This window comes from Pseudomonas sp. MM213, from assembly GCF_020423045.1.
Taxonomy (GTDB): domain Bacteria; phylum Pseudomonadota; class Gammaproteobacteria; order Pseudomonadales; family Pseudomonadaceae; genus Aquipseudomonas; species Aquipseudomonas migulae.
The window spans coordinates 6,393,024-6,414,460 of sequence record NZ_CP081943.1 but is presented as its reverse complement, the minus strand read 5'-3'; the positions used below and the strand labels follow the sequence as shown (position 1 = coordinate 6,414,460).

Annotated in this window: 19 protein-coding genes; all 19 read right to left on the bottom strand. The window is 59.6% G+C overall.

Annotation, left to right across the window (positions count from 1 at the left end; all coding sequences use genetic code 11):
* Positions 1-120 precede the first annotated feature (120 nt).
* Complete coding sequence (gene fliD / locus K5R88_RS29175) at positions 121-1,554, bottom strand: flagellar filament capping protein FliD (protein WP_226298818.1); 1,434 nt, start codon at positions 1,552-1,554, stop codon at positions 121-123.
* An 82-nt stretch (positions 1,555-1,636) separates the two neighbouring features.
* Entirely contained in the window at positions 1,637-2,002 is a 366-nt protein-coding gene (locus tag K5R88_RS29170) for a flagellar protein FlaG (protein ID WP_008044605.1), read from the bottom strand.
* 72 nt (positions 2,003-2,074) lie between these two features.
* Entirely contained in the window at positions 2,075-2,920 is an 846-nt protein-coding gene (locus tag K5R88_RS29165) for a flagellin domain-containing protein (protein ID WP_008044606.1), read from the bottom strand.
* Positions 2,921-3,164: 244 nt separating this feature from the next.
* Entirely contained in the window at positions 3,165-3,440 is a 276-nt protein-coding gene (locus K5R88_RS29160; RefSeq protein WP_223449643.1) for a hypothetical protein, read from the bottom strand.
* Positions 3,437-4,729 carry a motility associated factor glycosyltransferase family protein gene (locus K5R88_RS29155; RefSeq protein WP_226298817.1) on the bottom strand — a complete coding sequence of 431 codons (1,293 nt, stop codon included), beginning with the start codon at positions 4,727-4,729 and terminating at the stop codon, positions 3,437-3,439. The genes K5R88_RS29160 and K5R88_RS29155 overlap by 4 nt, the downstream gene beginning before the upstream one ends.
* Positions 4,730-4,814: 85 nt before the next feature.
* A complete protein-coding gene (locus tag K5R88_RS29150; RefSeq protein WP_008035244.1) occupies positions 4,815-5,741 on the bottom strand; it encodes a ketoacyl-ACP synthase III in 927 nt (308 codons plus the stop codon).
* A 228-nt stretch (positions 5,742-5,969) separates the two neighbouring features.
* Positions 5,970-7,022 carry a pseudaminic acid synthase gene (gene pseI / locus K5R88_RS29145; RefSeq protein ID WP_226298816.1) on the bottom strand — a complete coding sequence of 351 codons (1,053 nt, stop codon included), beginning with the start codon at positions 7,020-7,022 and terminating at the stop codon, positions 5,970-5,972.
* A complete protein-coding gene (pseG, locus tag K5R88_RS29140) occupies positions 7,015-8,520 on the bottom strand; it encodes a UDP-2,4-diacetamido-2,4,6-trideoxy-beta-L-altropyranose hydrolase (protein ID WP_226298815.1) in 1,506 nt (501 codons plus the stop codon). The genes pseI and pseG overlap by 8 nt, the downstream gene beginning before the upstream one ends.
* Positions 8,517-9,212 carry a pseudaminic acid cytidylyltransferase gene (gene pseF / locus K5R88_RS29135; RefSeq protein WP_226298814.1) on the bottom strand — a complete coding sequence of 232 codons (696 nt, stop codon included), beginning with the start codon at positions 9,210-9,212 and terminating at the stop codon, positions 8,517-8,519. The genes pseG and pseF overlap by 4 nt, the downstream gene beginning before the upstream one ends.
* Positions 9,213-9,216: 4 nt before the next feature.
* A complete protein-coding gene (gene pseC, locus K5R88_RS29130; RefSeq protein WP_226298813.1) occupies positions 9,217-10,380 on the bottom strand; it encodes a UDP-4-amino-4,6-dideoxy-N-acetyl-beta-L-altrosamine transaminase in 1,164 nt (387 codons plus the stop codon).
* Positions 10,377-11,378: a UDP-N-acetylglucosamine 4,6-dehydratase (inverting) gene (gene pseB / locus K5R88_RS29125; protein WP_008044619.1), complete on the bottom strand. Its 1,002-nt coding sequence runs from the start codon at positions 11,376-11,378 to the stop codon at positions 10,377-10,379. Before pseB ends, pseC begins: the two co-directional genes overlap by 4 nt.
* A gap of 30 nt (positions 11,379-11,408) precedes the next feature.
* Positions 11,409-14,342 (bottom strand): glycosyltransferase family 2 protein, encoded by a 2,934-nt coding sequence (locus K5R88_RS29120; RefSeq protein ID WP_226298812.1) that lies wholly within the window; start codon positions 14,340-14,342, stop codon positions 11,409-11,411.
* A gap of 54 nt (positions 14,343-14,396) precedes the next feature.
* The gene (locus tag K5R88_RS29115) at positions 14,397-15,125 is read right to left on the bottom strand and encodes a cephalosporin hydroxylase family protein (RefSeq protein WP_192226020.1); all 729 of its coding nucleotides are present in this window, start codon (positions 15,123-15,125) and stop codon (positions 14,397-14,399) included.
* A 31-nt stretch (positions 15,126-15,156) separates the two neighbouring features.
* Complete coding sequence (locus K5R88_RS29110) at positions 15,157-15,822, bottom strand: acetyltransferase (protein WP_192226018.1); 666 nt, start codon at positions 15,820-15,822, stop codon at positions 15,157-15,159.
* The gene (locus K5R88_RS29105; RefSeq protein ID WP_226298811.1) at positions 15,819-16,940 is read right to left on the bottom strand and encodes a DegT/DnrJ/EryC1/StrS family aminotransferase; all 1,122 of its coding nucleotides are present in this window, start codon (positions 16,938-16,940) and stop codon (positions 15,819-15,821) included. Before K5R88_RS29105 ends, K5R88_RS29110 begins: the two co-directional genes overlap by 4 nt.
* On the bottom strand, positions 16,937-18,163 hold the full coding sequence (locus K5R88_RS29100) for a class I SAM-dependent methyltransferase (protein ID WP_223449651.1): 1,227 nt from the start codon (positions 18,161-18,163) through the stop codon (positions 16,937-16,939). The genes K5R88_RS29105 and K5R88_RS29100 overlap by 4 nt, the downstream gene beginning before the upstream one ends.
* Positions 18,160-18,720: a dTDP-4-dehydrorhamnose 3,5-epimerase family protein gene (locus K5R88_RS29095; protein WP_192226012.1), complete on the bottom strand. Its 561-nt coding sequence runs from the start codon at positions 18,718-18,720 to the stop codon at positions 18,160-18,162. Before K5R88_RS29095 ends, K5R88_RS29100 begins: the two co-directional genes overlap by 4 nt.
* Positions 18,717-19,799 (bottom strand): CDP-glucose 4,6-dehydratase, encoded by a 1,083-nt coding sequence (gene rfbG, locus K5R88_RS29090; protein ID WP_008044634.1) that lies wholly within the window; start codon positions 19,797-19,799, stop codon positions 18,717-18,719. The genes K5R88_RS29095 and rfbG overlap by 4 nt, the downstream gene beginning before the upstream one ends.
* Entirely contained in the window at positions 19,781-20,554 is a 774-nt protein-coding gene (rfbF, locus tag K5R88_RS29085; RefSeq protein WP_008044636.1) for a glucose-1-phosphate cytidylyltransferase, read from the bottom strand. The genes rfbG and rfbF overlap by 19 nt, the downstream gene beginning before the upstream one ends.
* Positions 20,555-21,437: the final 883 nt, after the last annotated feature.

Genomic DNA, 21,437 nt, shown 5'->3' with positions numbered 1-21,437 from the left:
CATCAAAACTTTGTGATTCGTATAGCCAGTGTATCGACACCGCGTCAAAAATCTTTAGATCGAAACAAAAAAAGCCCGACAAGCGGAATTCGCTGCCGGGCTTTTGGCGCCTACGCGCTATCAGCCTTTTTTCTGTGCGTTCATCGCCTCAAACATCGAGGTAATGTTGCTCGCCGTTGCCTTGAGCTTGCCGACAAGAGTGTCCATGTCGTTGTACTTCTTGGTCAGCACGGTTGTCAGAGTCGCGACTCGACGATCCAGTGCCTCCTGCTGGCTGGCCAGGTTGGTTTTAACCTTCGCCAGGCTGGCCGAACGCGCATCGAGGATGCCTTCGTTGCCAGTAACGGTATAAGGCGTAATCGCCGAATTCATTCGCTCCAGCAGCCCCTTGGCCGCATCGCCAGTCGCCGCTGGATCACCCAGGAACAGCTTCTGAATTTCACCACCCAGTTTCTGCGTATCCATCGCCGCAGAGAACTTGGTGCTGTCAAAATCGAGCGCACCGGTTTTCTGGTTAGTGGTAATACCCAACTGCGAAAGCACGGTCAGTTTGTCGCCAGCACCGGTACTTGCCAACGGCTCACGGATCGACGCCAGAACACTGCGACCCAGCGAGTCACCGGTCAATGCCGCGGGAATGGTTGGCTTGCCATCTTTATCCAGGGAAGGCTTGCTCAGCGTACTGACAGTGCTGACCACCTGGTTGAAAGCGTCGACAAAAGCCTGGATCGATTTTTTCAAACCGTCACTGTTCGGCCCGACCGTCACAGTGGAAGTACCCGTCGTCACCAGATTCAGTGTCAGGCCGGAAATGGCGCCATCCACGGTGTTGGATTTGCTGGAGATAGCCAGCCCGTCAACCGTGAAGCTGGCATTCGCAGCGAGTTCGCCGATGGCACCCGCCGAATTCTCATCAGGCGTGGCACCCATTTTCTGGCCCGCGGTAATTTCCAGGCCAGGAATACCACTGAGCGTGATATCGGAACCCAAACCGGTCGCGGTAGACCCCAGGACCAGACGCGACCCGAAGGAGTCAGTGACAATGTTGGCACTGAAGCCATTGGCGCCTTGCTGGGTGTTGATCGCATCCCGCACCGTCTGCAACGTAGCACCAGGAGGAATGGTGACCGGTCGGGCAATGCCATTTTGAGTGATATTGAGCGTACCGTCCTGAATGGCACTGGTAGGGCCAAGGGGAAACGCAGCGGTCGCCACCTTGGATGAAGTCGCAAGGGAGTTGACCTTGATGACATACGTGCCGTTGACCGCCGAGTTGCTGGCGACAGAGGTCAGCACTTTGGGATCGGAACTCGTGGCGTTGTAACCCAGGAACTGAGGGGTCTTGGTATCACCAAGGTTTTTGATCGCGGCCTGGAAATTCGCCAACACACTCTTGAGGGTCCCGACACCGGAAATCTGCGATGTATTGGTGTTCGTCTGCCGGTTGATCTGGGTTTGCTTGGCCGATTTATCAGCATCAACCAAAGCTTTGACGATAGCCGTGGTGTCAAGGCCGGAGCCTAACCCCAGACCCGGTAGAATTGGACTTGCCATGTGGGACTCCCTTCAGTGTGTCGCCGGCCTTTTGACCATTACAACGCCCAAAAGAACATAGCAACAAAATTCGTGCCAGCTGTCAGACTTTAGCGCTGAACAACAGGCTGCTTGCATCATTCAAACTATTGGCCAGTTTGAGCACTTCTTCGTTGGGGATCTGGCGAACCACTTCACCCGACTCACTGGCGATCACTTTAACGATAACCTTGCCTGAAGGTTCATCGATCGAGAACTCCAGATTGCGCTTGATCGATTGAACGAACTTTTCGATTTCCTGAACGGCCATCTTCAGTTTGTCCTGCTCGCTTTGCGCGTCTTTTGATTCATCCTTGACCGTTGCCACGGTGGCAGCATCGGCTCGAGGCTTTTCCACCGATTGTTCAGCAACAGTCGTCGCCGGCTTCGCGGCAGGATAAGACAAGTTCAGCTTCACGCTCATATCCATGTCCATCACCTCTTAAATTGAAAAAGCGAGAGAGCGCGCGTGCGCACTCCCCCGCCAAAACTTACCCAGCTATTACTGAAGCAGTTTCAGTACAGCGGATGGCAGTTGGTTGGCCTGGGCCAGAACCGAAGTGGAAGCTTGTTGCAGGGTGTTTTGCTTGGTCAGCTGTGCAGTTTCAGCAGCGAAGTCGGTATCTTGTACGCGGCTCAGTGCAGCACTGGCGTTTTCGTTGATGTTCTGCAGGTTGGAGATCGTGGTGGAGAAACGGTTCTGAGCAGCACCGAGGTCAGCACGAGTGGAGTTGATTTTGTCCAGGGCAATGTTGATGGCCGAGATCGCGGACAATACAGAGTTGTGGTTACCCGAGTTGGAAGTACCGGAGATGGTAGTACCGGTCATGCCCAGGGCGCTGGCGTCGAAGCTGGTCGACAGGGTCAGAGTGATCTGGTTGTCGGAAGTAGTGTTCGAACCTACCTGGAATTCCATCGCGCCAGCAGTACCGTCGATCAGCGCTTTGCCGTTCAGGTTGGTGGACTGAGCAATACGGGTCAGTTCTGCAACCGACTGTTGGTATTCTTTGTCCAGAGCGGTACGGTCAGCAGTGCCGTTGGAGTCGTTTCGCGATTGCAGTGCAATTTCACGCATACGTTGCAGAATGTTGGTCGACTCTTGCAGAGCGCCTTCAGCGGTCTGAGCGATCGAAACACCGTCGTTGGCGTTTTTGATAGCCATGGTCTGACCACGGATCTGCGAGGTCATACGGTTAGCGATTTGCAGGCCGGCGGCGTCGTCTTTGGCGCTGTTGATTTTCAGGCCGGAAGACAGGCGAGTCATCGAAGTCGAAAGCGCGTCGGAAGCACGGTTCAGGTTCTTCTGAACGTTCAGCGACGTAGTGTTGGTGTTTACTGTCAAAGCCATGACGAATTCCTCGTTGGTTGGGTACTGCGGCTTCCGGCCCTGGCAACCGCCGGGTATGGCCTAGAGAACCTTCGTAATAGTTATCGTCGCGAATGCAGGTTGCTTTAGGCCATTTTGAAAAAAATTTGCCATCACACTGCCACCCCCCATAAAACAAGGGCTTGGCGGCAAGCCAATCCAAAAAAGTGACGTCAGGGAAATGCCGGTAACGGGACAGCGAGGACTCGCCTGTACCGGCACATTGTCAAAAGCCTTGACCGGCCGCGGCCGCTTCCAGCATTTGGGGCAACTCATAATCAAGATAATCGGCCAGCGCCAACCAATCCTGCGCCTCCTGACAGGCCTGCATGTGGGTGAGCAACGCCGTCCAGCGGGATTGGACCTCGACAGTCTCGTGCCCCATTGCGGATTGCACATCACTGCATATCTGGACCATGTGCAGCGCCGCTTCGACATCTCGCCCCAGACGGAACAAAACAGAACACTGACGCGCCTCGGCAATCAGGGAGGATTCAGTCATCGCGTGAGCTCCTGGTGAAACGTCGTGCCGACGATCATCGCCCCTGCCCGACTGCTGTTATAGAAAGCCATCTGAGGATGCCCGGCGATGTACCGTTCCAGCTCGCACAAGTAACTGCGGAAATTGAGCTGCGTCTTGACTCGCTGACCGTGGCCATCGAGCACCCAGTGCCGGGCAGCGCCCACCTGCGGCCCAAGATCACCGTCATTCCAGCCGGCGTGGGTCTTGTTGTTCGGAAAAGCAAAATCGGCGCCGAACAGCGTAATCTGGCTGGCCCCCATGTGTACCGCCAGATCCACCGCCGGGTGAATCACACTGCCACCGACAAACAGTTGGGCCTTGGGCAACTGCTCGCGCATGTCCCTATAGACAGGGCTGGCGGAATAGGCCACGTAACGCTTGCCCTGCCAGCCCCCCAAGACCTCCGGATCAACCATGGGCATGTAGACCAGCGTGATTTCGCTCGTGGCATCGGGCGGCAAATGTCGCGTCGAGATGCGCTGATCAATCGTGACCACCACATCCGGTTTGATCCCATGCTCGATAAGCGGTCGGTAGGCGGTATCGACGCAAATGAACAACGGCCGCTGCGCCTGTTCGCGTACCGCGCGCAGCGTGTCGAAGTGCTGTTCCAGGCTGGGTCCGGTGGCAATGACAAACACTTCCCTGCCGGAACAGGTGGCAAACAGCTCCGCAGCATCGGCATCGGCGCGAACACGCTCGACACTCGCCTGCAAACGCTCGGCAATCTCCGGATTGTCGGCATTGAATTCGCGATTGTTGAAGGTCAAATGGGTTTCGCTGATCAGCCGGTCGCGGATCTTGGCGTTGTAGTCGTCCGCCAGCACCAGCTCCGAAGGCAGCGCGAAGTACGGCAACTGGATTTCCGCCAGATCGCCGGCGTACAGCAGCACCACTCGTGAATCGGCGAGCCACGACTGTTGATCGAGCAGTTGCAGCACCAGGGAAAACACCGCGCCGTTCAGAATGTGCACGTACAACCGTTCAAGCCCGGTTCGCTCCAGCAATTGCAGCTGCAAATCCCCCAGCCCGGTGCCATAGACATGCACCACCGGACTGTCGACGGGCAGGCTGCCGGCCTGAAGCAACGCTTCGCGAGTGCGGTCATGGCGACTGGTCAACTGAATGCCATTGATGCTCAATGTCGAGCCCTGGCCATCCACCAGATCAGCGCGCAACTCGGCGCTGTTCTCCACCGACAGTCGATGCCAGACCTTGGGCCAACGCCGCTGAATCAACTCGCCGTTGCGCTCAAACAACTCGCTCATGGAGCCTCGCTTTTCATTCGGGCAAAAAAAAATAGCGCTCAAGGTTACACCTTGAACGCTATTTTTATGCCTGGCTTTTGAAGGATCAAGGGCGATAGATAATCGCCGAGCCCCATGACAAACCAACGCCGAAACCGCTCAACGCCACACGTTTCCAGGTGGAGTCCAGTACGTGTTTCTCCAGCAGCAACGGGATACTCGACGAAACGGTGTTGCCGGTCTCGACCATGTCCTTGATGAACTTCTCCGGCTCGCCTTCGAAGCGTCGCGCTACGGCGTCGACAATCGCGGCACTGCCCTGGTGAATGCAGAACGCATCGATATCGTCAGCGGTGAGCTGCGAATCGGTCAGCAGTTCGTGCAAGTGCGCCGGGACTTTCAGCAGCGCGAAGTTGAACACCTGACGGCCGTTCATGAAGAACACCCCGTCGGTCACCTTCAGGTGCGGCGCACCGGAACCGTCGGTGCCGAACTTGGCCTTGCCCAGTTGCCATGGCGCGTTTTCGCCCATCCAGGTTGCAGTGGCGGCATCGCCAAACAGCATGGTGGTGTTGCGGTCTTCCGGGTCGACGATCTTCGAGTACGGATCTGCGGTGATCAGCAGGCCATTCTTCAAGCCTGCGGCTTCCATGAAGCCCTTGATGGCGTAGATGCCGTAGACGTAGCCCGAGCAGCCCAGGGAAATATCGAACGCGGCGACGGTGGTCGGCAGGCCCAGTTTGTCCTGAACGATGGCGGCGGTGTGCGGCAGGCCTTCTTCGTCGCCGTTCTGCGTGACGACGATCAGTACGTCGATGTCTTCACGTTTCAAGTCCGGATTGTTGGCGAACAGCGCATTGGCTGCTTCGACACACAGGTCCGAGGTTTCCTGACCAGCGTCTTTGCGCGGCAGGAAGGCCGAACCGATCTTGCCCAGGATGAATTCTTCATCCTTTTCGAATTTTGCACCTTGTGCGTAATTGTCCACGCCGGCTACAGGAACGTAGCTCGCAATGCTTTTTATGCCAATCATTACGGCTTCCCAATAATAAACAGCCCAATACCACCGCTCGTAATGATTCGAGGGGCGCCGACAAACGGAGAAAAACGCCGCCTCATTGAGGCGACAGCGGGAAGAATAAAAGGCTACCACTGGGCCAAAAACAGGCCAGGCGCCACCTTCCCGATTAATACAATACAGTGAAGATGCGCGTTATGACTCGCAGGTCACGCTATTTTGCCGAATCAGCACCATAAGGGGTTATTCGACCAACGACCAGTCCAGCGGCGTTCCGCGCGGGATGGCCTGACGGGCACGGCGGCCCAGAAGGGTTTCTGCGTGTTTTGGAGCCAACCCCAGCCCCGGACGAATGGCTCGCAGATTAGCGACAGTAAAGGGCTCGCCGGCAGCCATGTCCTGAGTCACGTAGAGCGAGCGGCGGTACATCAGAGACTTGCGCTCGGCGTCCGTCACACCGTAATGCACATGCCCCATGGCCTGCCACGCGCGCTCGGTTTCTATCACCAGGCTGGCGAGCTCCGCCGGCTCCAGCGAAAAACTGGCGTCCACGCCACCGGCGCTACGGTCGAGGGTGAAGTGCTTTTCCACCACCGTCGCCCCGAGGGCCACCGCGGCCACAGACACACCGACGCCCATCGAGTGGTCAGACAGCCCGACTTCACAGCCAAACAATTCGCGCAAATGAGGAATCGTCCGCACGTTGCTGTTGGCGGGCGTCGCCGGGTAGGTGCTGGTGCACTTGAGCAACACCAGATCCTTGCAACCGGCTTCGCGGGCGGCACGTACGGTTTCGTCGAGTTCAGCGATGCTGGCCATGCCGGTGGAAATAATCAATGGCTTGCCGGTCGCAGCGACCCGACGAATCAACGGCAGGTCCGTATTCTCGAAACTGGCGATCTTGTAGGCCGGCACGTCGAGACTTTCGAGGAAGTCCACTGCGGTGTCATCAAACGGCGTGGAAAACGCGAGCATCCCCAGCGCCTTGGCGCGGGCGAAAATCGGCGCGTGCCATTCCCACGGCGTATGCGCTTTTTCGTAGAGCGCGTACAGGGAAGATCCGACCCACAGACTGTTCGGGTCCTTGATGAAGAACTCGCCCTCGGACAGGTCCAGGGTCATGGTGTCGGCTGTGTAGGTTTGCAGCTTCAAGGCGTGCGCACCCGCCTTGGCTGCGGCATCGACGATTTGCAGGGCCATGTCCAATGACTGGTTATGGTTGCCACTCATCTCGGCGATGATGAACGGCGGCGCATCGGCCCCGATCAAGCGGTCGCCAATTTTGAAGCTAGTCATTGCAGTGATCCTTTAATTCGCGCGTGAACACGCAAGCACTCTGAGTGAAACCGGCTTCGCGAAAAACCTTCAGCGACGGCTGGTTATCTGGCACGACTTGAGCGGTGATAGTCCGCAGTTGCGGCCAATGGGTGGTCACGAAGGCATCGCCCCGAGCCAGCAGCGCCCTGCCCCAGCCCAGGCCGATGCGATCTTCAAACAGATAAATCGAGACTTCGGCTTCAAATTCGCACAAGTCATAACGCAACACGCCCACCGGGCCGTCATCCGCCTCGGCGATCAACAGCAGACGCTGTGCATTGTTCAAACTGGCGGCCAGCCAGTTTTGATGCGACGACCATTCGATCACCCCGGTCTCCCGCGACCAGCGCCGTACCGCTTCGGCATTACGCCCGTCGAACAGAAGCTGTGCATCGTCGGTGGTCGCGGGGCGGATCAGCAACACCGCGCCGGCCAGGGCGGCCGCCACCCGCTGTGCGCCCCGACCATCCACCAACTGGCGCGAATGCTCGGCCAGACTCTGGCGTATCCCAGGATTGCCCGCGACAAAACCGATGGCCTGACGCAATTGTTCGACGCTCACCTGCTCACGGGCGCCCAGGTACACATGGGCGCCCGAGGCCGCCATGACCTCGCCGTTGGCCTGCTGATTATTCGAGACCGCAATGCAAATCGTCGGCAACCCCAGAGCCGCCCGCTCCCAACTGGTTCCCCCACCGGCGCCGACGAACAGGTCAGCCTCGATCATCAGATGGTAGAAGTCGCTGACAAAACTGTGCAAGCGCCAGTTGGGATGACTCGCCGCCATGGCCATCATCTTGTCCCATGCCGGGTTATCGGCACCGGCCACGAAATCAACTTCCAGCGCATGGAAATCGGCCATCGCCAACATCGCGTGATAAGTCTGCATCGCCGCATCGAAACCGCCGAAATTGACCAGCACCCGTTTTACCTGGGGCTTGATCGCAATTGCCGGGCAGCAGAACTCATCGCGCAGCATCGCGAATCGCGGGCCGAACAACGTCTGGCAACCAGGCTCAAGCAGCGAACCATAAGCCTCTGGTGTACCCGACAGGTTCTGGTTGAGCAGCAGGTCGACGGCGTACTGGCGAGTGGCGAGGTCGTCCACCGCGGCGATCCGTGGCGCCCAGCGCCGGGCCGCCGTCTGCCAGTAATGGTCGAGCCCATAGTGGTCGACGATGATCCAGTCGAATGCAGGATGGCTTTCCAACGCGTGCGCCAGCGCGTCGATGTCCGCCTGCCACGGCAGCATGGATTCGATGGCTTGTTGCGGGTCTTCGTCGGGATAACGATCGGGCAGCGCAAAGGTTTCAAAGCCTTCGGCTGCCAGCATGTCCAGCCGATGCCCCGGCAGTTGGCGGCATGCAAAAGCAACATGCGAGCCCTGCTTGCGCAAAACCCTGGCCAACGGCAACAAACGGGCGATGTGCCCGCTGCCAATGGTGCGCGACGCGTCGGAGCGAATCAGCACTCTCATTGCAACTCACCACCAGCCTTCAGCGCAGCGTACAAGTATTCGGCGCGCGTCCAGTCTTCGAGGGTGTCGATGTCCTGCACCAGATGCCGCGGCAGGATCACCGGCAGGCTCACCGGGGAAAACAACACGTCGCCGCGCAACCAGGCCTCGCGGCGTCCCCAGTAGAACTGGCCGGCGTCCTGAAAGGCTGCGGCCAGATCCTGCGACCGCGTATTGCGGAATTCCGGGTACAACGATGTCAGCGCGCCCTGCTCGTCGAGGGTCAAGGCGCGCTGCACGGGAAAGCCGAAATCGGTCACGGAAAACGCGAAGGATTTTTCCGGATGCTGCTCCAGCAGTTCAAGTCCCTGATGCAGAAACCGTACCTGCAACAGCGGTGCGGTTGCGTAGATGCAGCAGGCATAGTCGAACGCTGGTAATTGATTCAAGGCATGAACGATCACCGCGGCGGTGCCGGTGAAGTCGTCGGCCAACGACGCCGGACGCAAGAACGGCACCTGAGCCCCGTGAGCCCGCGCGACCTCGGCGATTTCTTCATCGTCGGTGCTGACGATCACCTGGTCGAACAGTTGCGACTCCAGCGCCGTGCGAATCGAACGAACGATCATCGGTACGCCGTCGAACGGCTTGAGGTTCTTGCGCGGGATTCGCTTGCTGCCGCCGCGGGCCGGAATGATCGCAACGCTGCTCACAACACTACTCCTCAAGAACCAGGCGCCGCAGTTGCGCCACCACATAGTCCTGCTGTTCATCGCTCAGCAAAGGAAACATCGGCAGGCTGATGGCTTCGGCGTAATAACGTTCGGCCTGCGGGAAGTCACCTTCGGCAAACCCCAGGTCGCGATAGTACGGCTGCAAATGCACCGGTATGTAGTGCAGGTTCACACCGACCCCGGCCGCTCGCAAGCCTTCGTACACCTGGCGATGACTGAGGTTGATCCGGTCGGTGTGCAGCCGCACCACGTACAGATGCCACGCCGATTCGGCCTCCGGCTGCGCGCCGGGCAAGGTCAGCGGCAAGTACGCCAGCGACCGCTCATAACGCGCCGCCAGTTCACGGCGACGCGCGATAAAGCCATCGAGCTTGTCCAGCTGCGACAGACCGAGTGCCGCCTGCAGATCGGTGATCCGGTAATTGAAGCCCAGTTCCACCTGCTGGTAGTACCAGGGGCCGTGACTGGCTTCGGTCATCTGTTGCGGATCGCGGGTCATGCCGTGGCTGCGCAGACGCCGCAAGCGCTCGGCCAGTTCAGGGCGGTTGGTCAACACCATGCCCCCTTCGGCGCTGGTGATGATTTTCACCGGGTGAAAACTGAACACCGTCATCGCCGCAAATTCGCCGCAGCCCACCGGGCGTCCGGCATAGGAAGCACCGACCGCGTGGGACGCATCCTCAATCACCGTAAAACCGTAACGTTCGGCCAGCCCGGCGATCATGCGCATGTCGCAGCTCTGCCCGGAAAACGCTACGGCCACCAGCACCTTCGGCAGCGTGCCATCGCGCTCGGCGGCCTCAAGCTTCGACGCCAGTGCGTAAGCGTCGAGATTCCACGTCAGTGGATCGATGTCGACAAAATCCACCTCGGCGCCGCAATAGCGACCACAGTTGGCCGAAGCCAGAAACGTATTCGGCGTAGTCCATAGCCGATCGCCCGGGCCGAGTCCGGCCGCAAGGCAGGCAATGTGCAACGCCGCCGTGGCATTGCACACCGCCACGGCGAAATCAGCCTGGCAACGTTGCGCCAATGCCTGTTCGAAGCGTTCGATGGTCGGCCCTTGAGTGAGCCAGTCCGACTGCAACACGGCGACCACCGCATCGATATCTGCCTGATCGAGGCTCTGCCGACCGTAGGGAATCATGCCGGCAGTTTCGCGTGCAGATCAGCAATCTGACCAACCGACAGGTAGTGCGGATTGGTGTCGGAACGGTACTCGAAGTCTTCACTGACAGGCCGGCCCTGCTCGCCCAGTTTGTCGACAGCAAAATCCACATCGACGCTGGTGAACCGAATCGAAGGTTGAATGGTGTAGTGATCGGCAAACTCCAGGGTCATCCGCGCGTCGTCCAGCGGCACCATCAACTCATGGAGTTTTTCTCCCGGACGAATGCCGACGTTCTTGTGCGGCAAATGTTCAGCCATGCCCAGTGCCAGATCGACGATACGAATCGACGGGATCTTCGGCACAAACACTTCACCACCGTGCATGCGGGCGAAGCTGTCGAGCACAAACTGCACACCGTGATCGAGGGTGATCCAGAAACGCGTCATGCGCTCATCGGTGATCGGCAGCTCCGTGGCGCCCTCGGCGATCAGCTTGCTGAAAAACGGCACCACCGAGCCACGCGAACCGGCAACGTTGCCGTAACGGACCACCGAAAAACGGGTGTTCTGGTCGCCGGCGATATTGTTCGCGGCGACGAACAACTTGTCCGACAGCAGCTTGGTCGCGCCGTACAGGTTGATCGGGCTGGCAGCCTTGTCGGTGGACAGCGCGACGACTTTTTTCACGCCGTTGTCGATGGCCGCGGCAATGATATTTTCCGCGCCGTTGACGTTGGTGCGGATGCATTCGGTCGGGTTGTACTCCGCCGCCGGCACTTGTTTCAGTGCCGCGGCATGCACCACGTAATCGATGCCGCGCATGGCCTGGCGCAGACGATCAGCATCGCGCACATCACCGAGGAAGTAACGCATGCACGGCGCGTTGAACGTCTGCTGCATCTCGTACTGTTTGAGCTCATCGCGCGAGAACACCACCACCCGCTTCGGCTGATATTGCTCCAGCAGCCGGCGGATGAAATTGCGCCCGAACGAGCCGGTACCGCCAGAGATGAAAATCGATTTACCGTTGAACATGCCTTGAGTCCTTGTACCTGTCAGTCAGGCTTATGCGAGCAACTGCGCCCAGTTCACCGGGGCCGGTTCACTCAGGGCAAAGCCCTTGCCGGTCAAGGCCAGGTTGTTGTTGTAAGCCTCGTCGTGCGCGAAACGCGCCTGCCACTTGTCGCGCAGGGCCGCCACTGCCTGGGGAGCGTCCGGCAAGGTGCCCGGGTGGGTAACTTGCACTTGCGGCGTCCACACCGTGAGCAACCCGGCGTCGGCGACTTTCAGGCACAGATCGACATCGGCGTACACGTCATCGAAATGCTCCCGATCCAGACCGCCGAGCGCGTCGAATACTTCCTTGCGGATCATCAGGCATGCACCGCTGACAGCCGCGTAATTCTGCTCGACGAGCAGTCTGCGCATGTAGCCCGACGCATCCTTCTTCTCACCGATGAAGGGCGAAACAATCCCGCCGTTGAGCCCCAGAATCAACCCGGCACCGGTCACGCTGCCTTCGCGGTCCACCAGCTTGGCACCGACCACGCCGACTTCGGGACGCTGGGCCTGATTGAGTAGCGCCTCGATCCAGTTGGCGTTGACCACTTCGGCGTCCGCCGCCAGCAGCACCAGGTATTCGCCTTGAGCCTCGCCGGCTGCGAGGTTGATCAGGGCTGACGTGCTGAGACGCTGTTCAGCCTTGACCAGACGAATCCGGCCCCGTCCGTTTCGTTCCAGGCTGTCCAGCCAGGTGTGAAGCTCGGCGGACTGGCTGTGGTTATCGGCAATGATAACTTCGTTGTTTTGATAGCGCGTGCGCTGCAAGACACTGACCAGGCAGCGCTGCAAGTGCTCCAGGTTGTCCTGGCTATGGATGATGACCGATACCTTCGGACGCCCCGCATGGCGGTATTCGATACGCAAACCAGCCGATGCTTCGGCACTGACCTGGGCTTGATAACCGCGGGTCACCAGATGACGGACCAGCGTCTGACGCTCGTGCTCGTTGGCTGTCGGCTCAGGAGCGGCGGTGATCAGCAACGGCTCGGCCAAATGGGCAAGGCCGGCCAGGCCACCGGTTTCGATCAGGCGCAGCAGCAGGTCGAACTCGAGCGCCGAGGCGAACTCGCGGGCAAAACCGCCGACTTCCACCAGCGCTTCGCGGCGAATCAGCCAGTGCCGCGCGAGGAGTGACGGCAGGCTCTGCAACAGGTCGAGGTTGAAGGCTGGCCGGAACACATCGACCAGCGTGCCATTCTCCTGGCGATGAATTTCGTCCATCGCCACCGCACGGCAGCCGTCGGCGTCTTGCAACTCGAGGCTGGCACGCAAGAAGCCGGCAGCGGTGAACTCGTCCCCCGCCTCGGCCAGCAGCAACCAGTCCGACGTCGACTGACGAGCGATCTGGTTCAGCTTGTCGACGTAATTGGCCGCCGTGACCTTGACGAAATGCAGGGTGTTTTGTGCCGTGGTGACTGCCGGCAAGTCGCCCGTGGTGAAGATCACCACCTTGAACGCCCGGAACGCACTTTCCATGAGGCTGTCCAGAGTGACCTGAAGCTTGTCCATGTCTGCGTCCAGATCGAGCAGCAGAATGCCGAACTGAGGGCCACCTTCGTTGGCCGCCAGGTGCTGGTTGATTTTGCGCACCGCGGTGTCGTTCGGTTGCCGGGCCTGCAGCCAGTTTTGCAAACGTCCCGACGGCATTGTGTCGAGCAACTGACGGCTGTCGAAGGTTGGCACGCTGTCCAGACGCTCAACCCAGTCGGTCAGTATCCGGGCATCAGCGGCTTCATCCATATCCAACAGCTGCTGCGCCAGTTTCTGCATCACCCGACGGTTGAACGCTCCCAGGCCAACGGCTTCAATCAGACGGGTCTGGATGGTCGCCGGAGTGTCATTGGAATAGGTGCGCTGCAACGCTTCCTGCTTGAGCAACGCGCCTTCCATTTCTTCGAGTTGCAAGCGTCCCGCCGGCATCGAATGAAGCAGGAATTCGCACTGCGTCAGTTGGTCGAAGAAGGCACTGTTATAAAACGGCATTTCAACGTATTGCTGAGGGCCGAAGACCCGCTTCGGCCCTATCGTCGGATCCGTCCAGTAAGACTCGAAAATCGGCTCGATGGTCAGCGCGTTGCGTTTCGTCAGGCTCTCGGCGAGGGCGGCAAAACTTTGCAGCGCGACCTGCGCGGTCTGGTGTTCATCCAGACCTTTGATGCCGGTCGGCAGCGATGCCAGGAAGCCGGCAAAACGCTCACGGTCGGCGACAGACCGGGCGTCCTTGAGGGCCAGGGTCGTCATGATCTCGGTGTTGTGATCCGAGCGGCCATAGTTGACCTCACGCACCACGTAAGGAATTGGAAGAATCCGCGCCTTGGCCCGGGCGAGCATGTAGTAGACATGCCCGATCTCCTGCCACTGGAAGATCGTTCCTTCAGGCATCGCGGCATACCAGTCACGCAGCAGCGAAGTCCGATGGACCGCATAGAACGGCGGAATGTACTGGCTCACGTAATCGAGTACACGATCCTGACCGAGCTCGGCGTTGTAGTCCTCGTTTACTTTCTTGTCACGAAGGTAGTACTGCACATAGTTGGAGTGGGTCAGGTACATCAGGCAATAGCCATGGCACAGACCGTAGTCGGGGTTGGCTTCGAGGAAGTTCACCGACTCGGTGAGGCCACCGTGCATCAGGAAATCATCGTCGGAGGCGAAGACCATGTAAGGCGTGGTGACCTGCTCGACGCCGTACACCAGTTTGGCCTGGATTCCCCAGTAGCCGAATTGCGGCAAATGCCGATAGTCGATGGTGTCCGCAACCGTCGCCGCGCCCTCCAGTGCGATGGCCGACGAATCGAGAACCAGGATCTTGCAAGGCAACGTGCTGTAGTACTGCAATGCCCTGCGCAGGAACGTCGGGCGATTGTGTGTAATCAGCACCAGAGTGAACAGTTCACTCAAGGGCCGCATGTTTTCAGAACCGTAAATGCCTTGCATATCCTTCCCCACCACAGACCGATTGCCTGATTAACGCTTGAATAGAGGTGTCGCTTAACGTACTCGGCGCAGGTAGCCATCCGGCGCGACAGTGATCAGCAGCTTGCTGTGAATGGCCTGGTCGATCTCGAAATCACGGTTCTCTTCCAGGTAGGCCCAGACCGCGGTTTTCGGGTTGTCACCCTTGCCCCATGGACGGTCCGGGAACGCATCTTCCGGCATGTCTTCGACCACGGTGTCCATGACCACGCAATAGCTGCCCACCGAGACCATCGGTGCATACAGGCGCAGCTCTTCGAGCACGTGTTCGTGGGTGTGATTGGAGTCCAGGACCACCAGCACTTTCTTGCCCTGGATGCGCTCGCGCACCTGGTCGACGATGGCGGTGTCGATGCTCGAACCCTGGATCATCTGGATGCGTTTGCTCATCGGGTGAGCTTCGATCGCTTCGCGGTTGTGCTGGCGGATATCGATGTCGACACCCAGCACTTCACCATGGCCCATCAGTTCCAGGATCGAGGCGTAAAACACCAGCGAACCGCCGTGGGCGATGCCGGTTTCAACGATCACATCCGGACGCAGGTTCCAGATGATTTCCTGCATGGCGACCATGTCCTGCGGGAACTGAATGATCGGCCGGCCCATCCAGCTGAAGTTGTAGGTGTACTTGTGTTTGGCCGTGGTGCCGACCCAGCCCAGCGACTCGGCTTGCAGCGCCTTGTCCTTCTTCAGGCCTTCGATGTTGTCTTTTACTTCTTCGCGAAACTGCTCATGGGGATTCATTGAAACGCTCCAAAAAAAATAGGCAAACGGGTTAGTTGAAGACCTTACCGTCGGGGTAAGGCACCACGTTGGTCTTGATGATCCTGGCGGGATTGCCCGCCACGACTGAATAATCCGGGACATCTTTGGTGACGACGGCGCCGGCGCCGATGGTCACCCAGCGTCCGATACGCAAGCGTGGAAGAATGGTGGCGTTGGTGCCGATGAACGTGCCGTCGCCGATCTCCACGCAACCGGCGATGCACACGCCGGGCGCCATGAACACCGAGTGGCCGATTTGCCCTTCATGCCCCACCACGCTGCCGGCGCTGATGCTGGTGTTGTCGCCCAGCGTCACCTCGGCCTGCATGATTACGCCTTCCTGCAGATAACTGCCCTGCCCCATGCGAATCATGGTCAGGTCAATGCCGGGGTGGATGAACTGGCCCAGCGTTGCACCGGCCTCGACCAGTTGGCGAGTGGTCTCGTAGCGCAGTCGGGTGCTGCCGGTGATCAGGTTGACGAAACGTACGTCCGGCCCCTTGAGCTCACTGACCAACGCCGAACCGCCAATGACCGGAACACCAAAAAACGGTGTCCCGTGTTTGTTCGGGTCATTGTCCAGAAACGCAAACTCGACGTTCGGTGTGCTGCGCTTCACCGCGTGCAGCATGCGCACCGCTTCCGGGTTGGCCGCGCCCAGCAAGTACATCTTCACAGTGATTGCCTTTTTGCCAGCAGTGTACGCACCACATCCACCACCCGTGCCTGATCGGCGTCAGTCATGTCGTGATAACTCGGCAGGTTGAACGCACGCTCCGGCAAGGCAAACGAAACCGGTGTATCGACCACGTGTTCGCTGAACATGGGCAACGAAGACAGTGGCCAGAAGAACACCCGGGCGTCGATATCGGCGGCCTGAAACGCGGCGATCATCTCGTCGCGATGGATCCCTGTCTCGGCATCGAATACCACCGTGGGCATCCAGTAACCGTTGCGGGCATGGGCAGGTTCTGGGTTCAGCGAAACCCCCGGCAGCGATGACAGCGCGCGGGCGTAATTGGCGAATATCGTCCGCTTGCGTTCGATCAGCTCTTCGATCCGCTCAACCTGGGCGCAGCCGACGGCCGCCTGCAAGTTGCTCATCTTGTATTTGAAGCCAATGAACTCTGGCCAGAATTGTTTGGTACTGCCCGCGACACGACCATGGTTGGACAACGTCAGGACGCGCTCATACAGGGCTTTATCCGAGGTGACGAAAATGCCGCCCTCCCCGGTGGTCATGGTTTTGGTGCCATGGAATGAAAACGCACCGAACGCCCCCATCGAGCCGGCAGCCTTGCCGCGCCACTGCGAGCCGATGGCTTCGGCGGCGTCTTCGATGACCGGGATACCGTATTCGCGACCGATCGCCAGCAATGCGTCCATGTCACACAGGTTGCCGTAAAGATGGACCGCGAGAATGGCTTTGGTCTTCGGGGTAATTGCCTGCCTGACGAGCTCCGGATCCAGGCACCAGCTATCCGGCAGAACATCGACAAACACCGGCGTAGCGCCCAGGTAGGTGATCGGTGCTGCCGAAGCGATCCAGTTGGTGTTGCCCAGGATCACTTCATCACCCGCGCCGATGTCCAGTGCAGCCATCCCCATGTGCAGCGCGCCGGTGCAGCTCGACGTCGCGATGGCATAGGTCGCACCAAGGTGCTCGGCAAACCCGTGCTCAAAACGCGTCAGGTATTCGTAGCAACGCGCGCCCCAACCGTTCTGCACGGCATCCAGGGCATACCGGGCTTCCAGTTCGCCGACACTCGGTTTGGTGTAGTGAATTCTGCTCATTGAATACTCAACTCCGGAACGGCAACGACAAACTGTGCGCCCCACTCTTTGACCGAGGCGAATTGCTGGGTGATTTCAGGCAACAGGTTCCATGGCAGAACCAGGATGTAGTCGGGTTGTTCGAGGGCGATACGCTCGGGCGACACCACCGGAATCCGGCTGCCAGGCAAGAACTTGCCCTGTTTGTGCGGATTGGCGTCGGCGACCCAGGCCAACAGATCAGGCTTGACCCCGGCGTAGTTAAGCAACGTGTTGCCCTTGGCGGCGGCGCCGTAACCGACCACTCGTTTGCCATCGGCTTTCGCCTGCAACAAGAAGCGCAGCAATTGGTGCTTGATGCCCTCGGCGGCTGGCGCGAGGGTCGCGTAGTACTCGGGGGTTTTCACACCAGCGGCGATTTCGGCTTGCAGTTGCTGAGCAACCGCAGGCTGCACGTCACGACGAACGCCATCGGCACGCTGGACGAAAACCCGCAGCGAACCGCCGTGGGTCGACAGCTGACTGACGTCGAACACTTCCAGGCCGTTGCGTTCGCACAATGTCTGCACGGCGGTCAGGGACAGGTAGGAATAGTGCTCGTGATACAGCGTGTCGAACTGTTGCCCGGCCATCAGCGTCAACAGTTGCGGAAACTCGAACGTCGCCACGCCGGTCGGCTTGAGCAAGGTCGCAAAGCCGCCGAGGAAGTCATTGATGTCCGGCACGTGGGCCAACACGTTGTTGGCAGCCATCAGGTCCGCGGACCAGCCTTCGCTGACCAATTGCGCAGCGGTGTGACGGCCGAAGAACAACTCGCGGATCTCCAGGCCTTTTTCCCGCGCCGCTTGCGCGGTGCTGCGGGTTGGCTCAACGCCCAGGCAAGGGATGCCGCGACCGGCGACGTACTGCAACAGGTAACCGTCGTTGGCAGCGATTTCCACCACACGACTGTCGGCGGTCAGGCCGAAGCGCTCAACCATCTCGGCGACGTAGCGATCGGCATGCGCCAGCCAGGTGCTGGAGAACGAACTGAAATACGCATACTCAGCGTCGAACAGGCTGTCGGCGCTGGTGTAATCCTCGGTTTGCACCAACCAGCACTGCTGACATACCGCAACCTTGAGTGGCACCCACTGTTCAGCCTGTTCCAGCTGATCGGCACGAACGTAGGCGTTCGACGGCGGCGAAGTGCCGAGGTCGATCAGCGGCAAGGCCAAAGGAGTACCGCAACCACGGCAGTTCATAGACGCACTCCAGCGAAACGTTCATCGAGCAAGGGATGGCTGGCGTCCCTGGCTGACAGATTATTGACAGGCAACGGCCAGGCAATTGCCAGCCGTGGATCGTTCACCGACAAGCCGCCTTCATGCTCCGGCGCGTAGTCGGCGCTGTGCAGGTAAAGCAATTCGGCGTCGTCGGTCAGGGTCTGGAAGCCGTGGGCAAACCCGGCAGGTATGAGCAGGCTGCGACCGTCACCGGCGCGCAGGTGTTCGGCGTGCCAGTGCAGGAACGTTGCGGAGTCGGGCCGCAAGTCCACCGCCACATCCCAGACTTCACCGCGCAGGCAGGTGATCAGCTTGGCTTCCGGCGCGTTGGCATTCTGGTAATGCAAGCCACGCACACTCGCGCGTGCGCGGGTGCAGGAATGGTTGATCTGGCGAATGGAAAACGCTTGGCCGAAGGCGCTCAGGCTGCCCTCGCAGAACAACCGGGCGAAGTGCCCGCGATCGTCTTCGAAGCGTTTGTGCTGCACGCTGAACAAGCCCGTCAGCGGCAGCGCCTTCAACGAAAACTCGCTCACAGCGCGCCTCGGTACAGGTTCAACTGACCCAACGTGATGCCACGCATGTCGTCGCCGTTTTGCCAGGCCAGATGCCAGTCGAGGGTCTGGGTCAGGCATTGTTGCAGCGACCAGCGCGGCTGCCAGGCCAACAGTTGGCGAGCGCGGCTGCTGTCCAGGCGCAACAGGCCTGCTTCATGCAGTTCACTCGGTTCGATGCGTAATCCGCGCGCTTGTGGCCAACGGTTGGCGAGCAGCTCGACCACTTCGCCGACGCTGCACATGTCCGCTTCGCTCGGGCCGAAGTTCCACGCACCGGCGAACTCGGGACCTCGCTCGTAAAGAGCGGCGGCCAGCTGCAAATAACCGGCCAGCGGCTCCAGCGCGTGTTGCCACGGGCGGACGGCTTGCGGGTAGCGCAGGGTTACCGGCTCGTCGGCGGACCAGGCTTTCAGGACATCAGGAATCAAACGTTCAGGGGCAAAATCACCGCCGCCCAACACGTTGCCGGCTCGGGCCGTGGCCAGGGCCAGACCGTGTTCGGCATACTTCTCGGCCGGGAAAAACGATGCCGCATACGACTGCGCCAGCAACTCGCAGCAAGCTTTGCTGCTGCTGTAAGGATCGTGGCCGCCGAGGGCTTCGTTTTCACGGTATGGCCACAACCATTCCTGATTGGCGTAGACCTTGTCGGTGGTCACCAGCACGCAGGCGCGCACGCCGCCGACCTGACGGATCGCTTCAAGCAGGTTCAGGGTGCCCATGACGTTGCTGGAGTAAGTCCCCAGCGGATCGCGATAACCCTCGCGCACCAGCGGCTGGGCCGCCAGGTGCAGGACGATTTCCGGCTGGGTGTCGGCGATCAGTTCAAGCAGGGCCCCCAGGTCACGCAGGTCACCGCGCTGATCGTTGATGCCTTCGTGGACACGTGCCAGTTCGAACAGGCTCGGCTCGGTGGACGGATCGAGGGAAAACCCGCTGACTTTCGCGCCGAGGCTTTGCAGCCACAACGTCAGCCAACTGCCTTTGAAACCGGTGTGGCCGGTCAGCAGAACCCGCTTGCCGCGCCAGAATTCCGGGCTCAGTCCCATTGCTTCCATGGGGCCTCCCCGCTCTGCCACAAATGCTCCAGATGGTTTTTATCGCGCAGGGTGTCCATCGGGTGCCAGAAACCATCGTGCTGGTAGGCAGCCAGTTGACCGCTGCTGGCCAGGCCGACCAAAGGCTCGGATTCCCAAACCGTCTCGTCGGCGGTAATCAGCGGCAGGACCTTGGGCGACAGCACAAAGAAGCCACCATTGATCCAGCCTCCGTCACCGCGCGGCTTTTCAGTAAAACCGCGGACCAGGTGACCGTCGCGTTCCAGCGCGCCGTAACGGCCAGGCGGCTGAACCGCCGTTACCGTGGCGAGCTTGCCGTGGGACAGGTGGAAGTCCACCAGGGCACCGATGTTCAAATCGGACACGCCGTCGCCGTAGGTGAAGCAGAACGCGTCTTCGTTTTCCAGGTAGCGGCTGGCCCGACGCAAGCGCCCGCCGGTCATGGTGTCTTCACCGGTATCGATAAGCGTGACGCGCCATGGCTCGCTGTAGTTCTGGTGAACGTCCATGCGGTTGTTGCACATGTCGAACGTGACGTCAGAGGTGTGCAGGAAGTAGTTGGCGAAGAAGTCCTTGATCGCGTAGCCCTTGTAGCCCAGGCAAATCACGAAGTCATGGATCCCGTGAGCGGAGTACTGCTTCATGATGTGCCAGAGAATTGGCTTGCCGCCGATTTCAATCATCGGCTTGGGTTTGAGGTGCGACTCCTCACTGATGCGCGTGCCCAGGCCGCCCGCCAAAATAACTGCCTTCATCGTCTCCCCTCTTGTTCGTCACAGGGCTCAGCCAAGCTGTATCAAGCTTTTGCAGGCCTTCTGGATAAAACCTTCAATGCCGCTCAGGGCGCTTCTGGATTCACCGGAAGTGCTCGTTTTATGGCGATATCGGGGGGGCTTGCAGGAAACGCGCCAGCTCTTTCGCTGGGGTGGGTGGGCTCTGGCCTTGGGTGTATATCCGTTTTTGTGGTCATGGCGGCTATTGGTTTCGCCCTTACGGCGAGTCACTTTCGAAAAGCCCCAAAGTAACCAAAGGGCTCTTGCCCCTTTCGTTCGGTGCCTCGCCTAGGCTCGGCATTCCCTCGCTCCGGTCCTGCTCCGTGGGCCCGCCGCCATCGGCCATCCATGGCCGGGGGCGGCTAACCCGGCATCCATGCCGGGTTGCCCACTGCGCAGAACCTGCGCTCGGCCTCTCGAGGGGGCGCTCAGATCAAAAGCGGAAGGCGAGCTAACGCTCGGCCTGATGAGTGGTGGGAATCAAAAGCGTATGGGATTCCCTGTAGGAGCCGGCTTACCGGCGAAAATCGTCTGGGCACCGCGTTCATTCAGACAGCCCGCGTTATCGTTGGCGTCCATCGCCAGCAAGCTGGCTCCTACAATTTTGAAACGTGTGAACCCAATCACCGTGTAGGAGCCGGCTTGCTGCGGGCGGCGTTCCGACGATGGCGGTGGGTCAGTCAACGCATTTATTGACTGGATGGACGCCATCGCCAGCAAGCCGGCTCCTACAGGGGAGCGGTGTACATATCCGGAATAACTGAACGCAGCAAGGCGAGCTAACGCTCGGCCTGATGAGTGGTGAAAATCAAAAGCGTATGGGATTCCCTGTAGGAGCCGGCTTGCCGGCGAAAAGCGTGTAGGC

Excerpts from the sequence above, each read along its gene's own strand:
- pseB (WP_008044619.1), bottom strand. The coding sequence starts at position 11,378 with ATGTTCAACGGTAAATCGATTTTCATCTCTGGCGGTACCGGCTCGTTC.
- K5R88_RS29115 (WP_192226020.1), bottom strand. The coding sequence starts at position 15,125 with ATGAATCCCCATGAGCAGTTTCGCGAAGAAGTAAAAGACAACATCGAA.
- K5R88_RS29155 (WP_226298817.1), bottom strand. The coding sequence starts at position 4,729 with ATGAGCGAGTTGTTTGAGCGCAACGGCGAGTTGATTCAGCGGCGTTGG.
- rfbF (WP_008044636.1), bottom strand. The coding sequence starts at position 20,554 with ATGAAGGCAGTTATTTTGGCGGGCGGCCTGGGCACGCGCATCAGTGAG.
- K5R88_RS29150 (WP_008035244.1), bottom strand. The coding sequence starts at position 5,741 with ATGATTGGCATAAAAAGCATTGCGAGCTACGTTCCTGTAGCCGGCGTG.
- fliD (WP_226298818.1), bottom strand. The coding sequence starts at position 1,554 with ATGGCAAGTCCAATTCTACCGGGTCTGGGGTTAGGCTCCGGCCTTGAC.
- K5R88_RS29105 (WP_226298811.1), bottom strand. The coding sequence starts at position 16,940 with ATGAGCAGAATTCACTACACCAAACCGAGTGTCGGCGAACTGGAAGCC.
- K5R88_RS29165 (WP_008044606.1), bottom strand. The coding sequence starts at position 2,920 with ATGGCTTTGACAGTAAACACCAACACTACGTCGCTGAACGTTCAGAAG.
- K5R88_RS29120 (WP_226298812.1), bottom strand. The coding sequence starts at position 14,342 with ATGCAAGGCATTTACGGTTCTGAAAACATGCGGCCCTTGAGTGAACTG.
- K5R88_RS29170 (WP_008044605.1), bottom strand. The coding sequence starts at position 2,002 with ATGGATATGAGCGTGAAGCTGAACTTGTCTTATCCTGCCGCGAAGCCG.
- pseI (WP_226298816.1), bottom strand. The coding sequence starts at position 7,022 with ATGACTAGCTTCAAAATTGGCGACCGCTTGATCGGGGCCGATGCGCCG.
- pseC (WP_226298813.1), bottom strand. The coding sequence starts at position 10,380 with ATGATTCCCTACGGTCGGCAGAGCCTCGATCAGGCAGATATCGATGCG.
- K5R88_RS29100 (WP_223449651.1), bottom strand. The coding sequence starts at position 18,163 with ATGAACTGCCGTGGTTGCGGTACTCCTTTGGCCTTGCCGCTGATCGAC.
- pseG (WP_226298815.1), bottom strand. The coding sequence starts at position 8,520 with ATGAGAGTGCTGATTCGCTCCGACGCGTCGCGCACCATTGGCAGCGGG.
- K5R88_RS29160 (WP_223449643.1), bottom strand. The coding sequence starts at position 3,440 with ATGACTGAATCCTCCCTGATTGCCGAGGCGCGTCAGTGTTCTGTTTTG.
- rfbG (WP_008044634.1), bottom strand. The coding sequence starts at position 19,799 with ATGGAAGCAATGGGACTGAGCCCGGAATTCTGGCGCGGCAAGCGGGTT.